Origin of the sequence: Micromonospora sp. NPDC048843, assembly GCF_040649965.1 — a bacterium.
Taxonomy (GTDB): Bacteria; Actinomycetota; Actinomycetes; order Mycobacteriales; family Micromonosporaceae; genus Micromonospora; species Micromonospora hortensis.
This window is the reverse complement of sequence record NZ_JBEZGJ010000267.1, coordinates 1-6,943: the sequence shown is the minus strand read 5'-3', so window position 1 is coordinate 6,943 and position 6,943 is coordinate 1. Positions and strand designations below refer to the sequence as shown.

Here is a 6,943-nt window from a genome sequence, read left to right as displayed (position 1 = left end):
GGTGATCGACGAGTTGGTGCCGCTGCTCGACGAGGGCGACATCATCGTCGACTGTGGCAACGCCCACTTCGGCGACGGGTGTCGGCGAAGCTGCGCGGGCGCCGACTGGGCCGGGTGGGCGCCGACGCCCGCCCGCCGGGCCGAGCCGCCCGGCGCGCTGCGGGTCGGCACGGTCCGGATCGACGACGTCGATCCGGTGCCCGCGCTGGTGCCGCTGCTCGACGCCGGGCACGTCCACCTCTCCGGGGACGACCGCGCCGGCTGCGACGCGGTCGTGTCCGCGTTGCTGCTGCGAGCCGTCGGCCGCGCCGACCCCGGGGCGGTACGACTCATCGGGTACGACCCGGACCAACTCGGCGGCGGACTGGCCGGGTTCGCTCCGTTGGGCACGGCCGGGCTGCTCACCTTCGTCGGCCCGGGTGGGCTGGGCCCACTGCTGGATGACCTGGTGGAGCAGATCCGCCGGATCAACGAGACGGTCCTCGCCGGCGAGTACGCGTCGCTGCGCGAACTGGCGGCGGCGACCGGCCGACGACCCGAGCCGTGGCGGGTGGCGGTCCTTCTCGGCGGGGAGGAGCTGAACCGGCACGAGCGCGGGCAACTGGACCGGGTGGTGCGGGCCGGCGCCGCCTGCGGCGTACACCTGGTGGTGCACGGTGTGCCGTTGCCGGAGGATCCGACGGTGACCCGGGTGGTGGCCGGCGTGTCCGGCGCGCGGATCGGCGGCTCGGCCGGGCTGCCGGTCCGGCTGGACCCCCCGCCACCGGCGGCGCTGGTCACCGAGACCTGCCGGGACGTCGCCGCCCGGGTGAACGCGGGCCCGCCGCCGACCCCCTTCACCGACCTGCTGCCCCCGCCCGAGCTGATGTGGCGCGAGGACTCCGCCGACGGGCTGACCGCGCCGATCGGTGAGGGCCCGCAGGGCCGGCCGGTGCGGTTGACGCTCGGCGACTACCCACCGCACGCGCTGATCGGCGGGCCGTCCGGCACCGGCAAGACCAACCTGATCTTCGCGTGGATCGGCGCCCTCGCCGCCCGCTACTCCCCCGCCGAGCTGGAGTTCTACCTGCTGGACTTCAAGGAGGGGGTCTCCTTCGCGCGGTTCGCGCAGGGCCGACGCGACCCGAGTTGGCTGCCGCACATGCGGCTGGTCGGCATCAACGTCAACACCGACCGGGAGTTCGGGCTGGCGCTGTTGCGCTTCCTCACCGAGGAGTTACGGCGACGCGCCGACGCGGCCAAGAAACACGAGGTGACAAAGCTGGCCGAGCTGCGGGCGGTCGACCCGACCGGGCACTGGCCACGCATCGTCGCCGTGGTGGACGAGTTCCAGATGTTGCTGGCCGGCCGGGACGTGGTCGCCCGGGAGGCGGCCGACCTGCTGGAGGACCTGGCCCGACGCGGCCGCTCCCAGGGCATCCACCTGGTCCTCGCCTCGCAGGACGTGCGGGGCATCGAGGCGCTGTGGGGCCGCCCCGCGCTGGTCGCCCAGTTCACCCTGCGCATCGCGTTGCCCAAGGCGCTGCGCATCCTCGCCGAGCGCAACGACGCGGCGCAGTCGCTGCCGCGCTGGCACGCGGTGGTCAACGCCGAGTCGGGCATGGTGGAGGGCAACGAGGTGGCCCGCATCCCATCGGCCAGCGACTGGGAGACCTGGAGCGGGTTGCAGCACCGGCTGTGGCGGATGCGCGCCCCCGACGCGGCACCCGCCCGGCTCTTCGACGGCGACGCGATCCCCCGGCTGGCGGACGCCCCGGACTTCCGGGCGCTCGCCGTACCGCCGGATGGGACCGTGCCCCGCAACCCGGTGGCCCTGCTCGGCGAGATCATCGACGTGCAGTCCCGCTCGGCGTCACTGCGACTGCCGCGCGCCCCGGGCCGCAACCTCGCGGTGCTCGGCACCCGCGTCGACGAGGCGTGCGCGGTGCTCGACGCGGCGGCCCGGTCACTGGCCCGTCAGCACCCGCCGGGCACCGCCCGGTTCTCCATCGCCTGCCTCGACCCGGACGCCGACCCGATCGCCCGCGCCCTCTACGACGACCTGGCCGACGACGCCGCCTGGTACGACGAGGAAACCGTCGGCGAGCTGATGGCCGAGACGGCCGACGGGCTCAGCGGCCCGGGAAGCCCGCACTACCTGCTGCTGTTCGCTGTCGACGCGGCAGCGGGTGCGCTTGCCGCCCGCGCGGGCCGACGTACCGGCCTGGAGCAGCTGCGCCGGATCATGCACGACGGGCCGGAACGACGCACGCACGTGCTGGCCTGGTGGCGGGGTGTGGCCCGGATGCGCGCCGATCTCGGTGGGCCGGCCGCCCGTACCGACCAGATCGGCGCCTGGGTGGCCCTGGACGCACACGGCGGCGAGCTGGGCTCGTCGCTCTATCCGGGCACCGGCGGCCCGGACTGGTATCCCCGCCCCTGGCGGGGGCTCTTCTTCGACCGGGCGGTGCACCGCACCGGACAGGTGATCATCCCGTACGGACCGACACGATGAACGAACCGGTGACCAGTGAGACGTACGCGGCACAGTTGCGGCGGCTGGCCGACCTCAGCGCGCGGGTGCGCGAGCAGCGCGCCGAGGCGCACACCTGGCACGAGCGGCAGTGCGTTGCGGCCGAGCGGGCCGTCACCGACGCGGCCGAGCAGCTTCAGAGCGCCGAGGAGGAGCTGGTCGCCGCCCGTGAGCAGCAGGAACGGGTCGACGCCGAGGTGGCCCACCTGTGGCAGCAGGTCCGCTCGCGCCTCGGTGCCCGCCGTCTCGGTGGCCCGCCCGCCCCGGCGAACGGCGTCGGGGCCAGCGACCCGGTGCTGCTGCTCGCCAAGGCCCGGGACCTGCTCGACCGGGCCGGCCAGCCGGGCGAGCTGCCGGGCTCGGTCAACCCGCTGCTGGCGCTCTGCGGGGTGGCCGGCGGTGTGCTGGCGTACGCGCTGGGCGCCGGCGCCCGCGCGCTCGGCGTCGGGTACGGCGGGGACCTGGCGGTCGGACTACCGGTGCTGGCGCTGGTGGTGACGCTGCTCGGGCCGTTGGTCGGCCTGGTGCCGGCCCGGGTGCTGGCCGACCGCCGACACGCGGTGCTCGGCCCCCGACCGATCACTGTGGTCCTCGGCGCCGGTCTGCTGACCACCGTGCTGCTGCTGATCCTCGGCCGCTGACCCGACGAACGGCCCCGAGTGGCCGAAGTCGAAGTCGACGACCGGACGTGGCGCTCGTTGCGCTAGACAGCACTAGCTAGGCACCGGCATTGCCGGCTCATCCCTGTTTGGACGAGTCCGGCGAAAGGCTCTGAGCCAAGGCCAGGGTTTCGGGATGGTCTGTGCCCAACACCCGCTTGCGACGTTGAAGGGTGTCCTCGTCAAGAGCGCGCGCCTCCTGGAGACTCCCCTCCCGGCGAAGGATTTCAGCGAGGATGGCCGCCGCCTGCAGAGTGCTGCGATGGTCGGGACCAAGCCTGCGTCTGAGTTCGGCAAGGGATAGGCGACCAGACGTCCGCGCCTCGTCCATTTCTCCGAGATTCGCGAGGTCGAGAGCGAGTTGGACCTTGGTAATCAGAGTGTCCGGATGATCGTGACCAAGCACGACTTCCCGGCGGTCCAGAATCTGGCGGTGCAGAGACGCCGCAGCTTCGTGTTCACCAAGCTCGGACATTCGATTAGCCAGGTTGTTGGCGGAAAGCAGAGTCTTGGGATCATCGTCACCGAAGACCCGCCGCAGGCGAGTGAGAGTGTCGTGGTTCAGCTGCCGTGCGTCCTGGTACCTCCCGAGGTCGGCCATGGCCCTGGCGCAGTTGCCAGCCGACGACAAGGTCTCCGGATCGTCCGGGCCGAGCAGACGCTGCAAGCGGTCAAGTGTGTCCGTCTCGATGCCCAACGCGTCGGGATGCGCAGGGGGAAGCGTCGCCGACTGACGCCGAGCTGCCCGCAAGACATCCAGATCGTCGCTGCCCAGCGATTGAGACCATCTCTCGCGAGCGGTCCGGGCGAGCTCATTCGCTGATGCGGCCTGTCCGGACAGCTCAAGGTACCGGGCGGCATCGAGAACGACACTCCGATAATCCTGGCTGCCCGCCTTGGCGGATTCGGGCGCCAGCCGTAAATGCAAGCCAACGTGAGCCGTCAAGATGGACCAGAGCGGCCGGAGGGTCAACTCAGCGGGGTCGCCGGATCGGTTCGCGGCGAGCAATTCACCGGCCAACTGCCACTGCCTGCTCCGCGCCCGTACGGTGAGCAGATCCCGCACGACTGCCGCCGTCGTGCGGTGCACCACGAGCGACCCCCCGTCCGAGTCGAGCCGCGCAAGGCCGAATTCCACCAGCCGTCCCACCGATGACCTCAGTTTGACGGGTGAGGCCTTGGCGAGGGCGCTTCGACTTCCCTCCTGCGGCGTACAAGTGAGCCAGGTGAAGGGAATCGGCTCTGGTCCCAGGAACGAACACAGATTCAGGATGCTGACCCCGACGGGGTCCTCAACGCTGAGCCGTTCGACGGAGAGCGCGACCACCGCAGCCAACGACAGTGGATATCCGACGGGCCTGCCGCGGTCCAGAATCTCGATCGCATGTGCTTCGACCGCATCGACGTACTCACTGGCACGCATGCCCGTTGCCACCATGAACCCCGCCGCTTGCGCTACCGCCAGGGGCAGATCGCCTACCGCATTCGCGACCCTGTCCGCGTCCGACGGGCTGATCCCGCTCAGCTGCGCCGTCAACAAGGACACTGACTCCGTCCGGGAAAATACATCCACTTGAATCAACACCCCTAGCTGATTCCAGAAGTTGGCTCGCGAGGTGATCAGCACTTGGCCAGGACCATCGGGAATTGCCGGTGAAGCGAGCTCAGATCCCGGCATGTTGTCGAGCACCACCAACCAGCCCCGGTGGTCACGCAGCCAGCCTCGAGCCTTCTCGGCAGCATTCTTGACCGGTGTGCCTTCGGTTGCTTCACCCACTTCGATAGCCAACGCCGCCAATTGTTCTGTTACGAGCGGAGGCTGTTCGGCAGCTATCCACCAGATCACGGAAAAGCGCCTTTTGAATCTGTGCGAATATTCGACTGCCACACTTGTCTTACCGGACCCACCTATGCCGTACAGACACACGACAGATGATTCGAGTCGCAGTTGAAGTTCATCCAACATTTGTTCTCGGCCGGTGAACAACGGATTCCGACTGGGCATACGACGCGGGCCCGGTTGCTCGGTTTCAGCGGTTACAACCGTCTTGGATCTCCGGCGCGGCCACAGCAACACCGCCTCGGACCCCACACACATGAGAGTTATGACGCCTAAGGTCAACCACGGATTCTGTCGTACCAGGTCAAGGACCCTGGGCCAACGCTGCTGGTCGGAAGCTGCGTTAGCTGCAAGGCCGCTCAGCGCAGCAAATATCGGAACACCGGCCACGACCCATCCGGCCGAGCGGCGACCATCAGAACCCATGGACGAATCCCTTCGCGGCACCGTCCCCCACATCCAACAGGACGTCGCGTCTGGTGTCACTGACCGTTCACCAGGTCCTCGGGTTGTGAAGCGCCCAGGGCAGGGTGTGCCCAGGGCAGGCGCCCACCCTCGATACGGCCGGCGCCCGCCCTCGATGCGGCCGGTCAGGCCGGGATCAGCACGGCCTCGCGGAGCAGTCGGCGGGCCAGGGTGACCCGGTCGGCGTCGTCGGGCAGGCCGGGCAGGTCACCGACCCGGGTGACAGTGCCGGTCAGCAGGGCGCGGGCTGCCGGCTCGCAGCTCGCCGGGAGGGTGATGGTGCGGTCGAAGAGCCGCAGCGCCACCGTGTCCGGGTCGTGCGGCACCAACTGCCAGCGCAGGCCGGGCCGCAGGGCGACCCGGGAGTCGGCGTCCAGGGTGGCCAGCGCGTCGGCCTGGGCGAGCGGTCGGATCGGCGCCGGGCGGGCCGCCGGCCAGGCCCGCTGCCGCAGACGCGCGGCGACAGCACCCGGGTCGGCGCGCAGCAGCCAGTCCCGCAACGCCTCCACTGTCTCGGTCAGCTCCGGCTCGATGGCGTCCGGGTCGGCGACGTCGGTGCCGAACGGCAGGCTGGCCCGCAGCCGCTGGTCCTCGGCGGCCAGCGCCAACAACTCCTCGACCAGGGCGTAGCGGGTGAGCGCGCGGATACCCACTGTCAGATGCAGCGAGCTGGCGTCCTGCGCCTGCGCGCTGTGCAGCCACCCCCGGGGCAGGTAGAGCGCGTCACCGGGGGCGAGCACCACGTCCAGCGCGGCCGGGCCCTGCGCGGTGGCACCGACCTCGTCGGCGCGCCCACCCCACTGCTGCTTCTCCAGCGGGTCGGGCAGCACCGGCGGGTGGATCCGCCAGCGCTTGCGGCCGTCGACCTGGAGCACGAACACGTCGTGGGTGTCGTAGTGGGTGGCGAAGCCCTGGCTGCCGGCAGGGGTCAGATAGGCGTTGATCTGCAACGGCTGGTTAAGCGCGAGGCCCAGGTCGCGGGCGAAGTCGACGAGCGGCGGCCAGATCCGGTGCAGTCCCTGCAACACCAGGGTCGCCCCGGACGCGTACTGCTCCAGAACCCGCTCGTCGAGCACCTGGTCGCCGATCTCGGCTCCCGCGCCGCCGCCGCCGGTCCAGCGCGACGCCGCGACCAACTGGCCGTCCTTGGCGACGCGCAGGAACGGGGTACGCAGGCCGCGCCGGCTCAGCAACTCGTCGGCGTCTGCGGGGCTGAGCAGGTCGGTGAAGCCGGCCGGGTCGGGCAGTTCGGCGGCCCGGGACAGCAGCGGGGTGTGCCCCCAGTGCGCGGCGGCGAACTTGGCCGGTTCGACCGAGACGCAGCGGGCCAGCGCCGCGGTGGCCTCGGCGGACGGAACCGCCGGGCGGCCGTGGTTGGGTCTCGCCGCTGGTGTGGCGAATGTGCACGCCCACCGCTGGCGGCACAACTTCGCCCACGAGTGGAAGCGTGCCGGCGGAAATACCGGC

Annotated in this window: 4 protein-coding genes; 2 read left to right on the top strand and 2 right to left on the bottom strand. The window is 70.9% G+C overall.

Translation table 11 applies throughout. From position 1 onward, the window contains the following. Both AB0C20_RS34060 and AB0C20_RS34055 read left to right on the top strand, forming a co-directional pair. Nucleotides 1–2,494 (top strand): FtsK/SpoIIIE domain-containing protein (locus tag AB0C20_RS34060; protein ID WP_357569545.1); only part of this gene is annotated, 2,494 nt, incomplete at its 5' end. Beyond that, a complete protein-coding gene (locus AB0C20_RS34055; protein ID WP_357186728.1) occupies nt 2,491–3,153 on the top strand; it encodes a hypothetical protein in 663 nt (220 codons plus the stop codon). The genes AB0C20_RS34060 and AB0C20_RS34055, both read left to right, overlap by 4 nt. A 97-nt stretch (nt 3,154–3,250) precedes the next feature. Here AB0C20_RS34055 and fxsT read toward each other — a convergent pair whose 3' ends face one another. Beyond that, on the bottom strand, nt 3,251–5,176 hold the full coding sequence (gene fxsT / locus AB0C20_RS34050) for an FxSxx-COOH system tetratricopeptide repeat protein (RefSeq protein WP_357569547.1): 1,926 nt from the start codon (nt 5,174–5,176) through the stop codon (nt 3,251–3,253). Between the two features lie 425 nt (nt 5,177–5,601). Then, nucleotides 5,602–6,807, bottom strand: coding sequence for a cupin domain-containing protein (locus AB0C20_RS34045; RefSeq protein ID WP_357569546.1), 1,206 nt, complete (start codon nt 6,805–6,807; stop codon nt 5,602–5,604). Between the last annotated feature and the right edge of the window lie 136 nt (nt 6,808–6,943).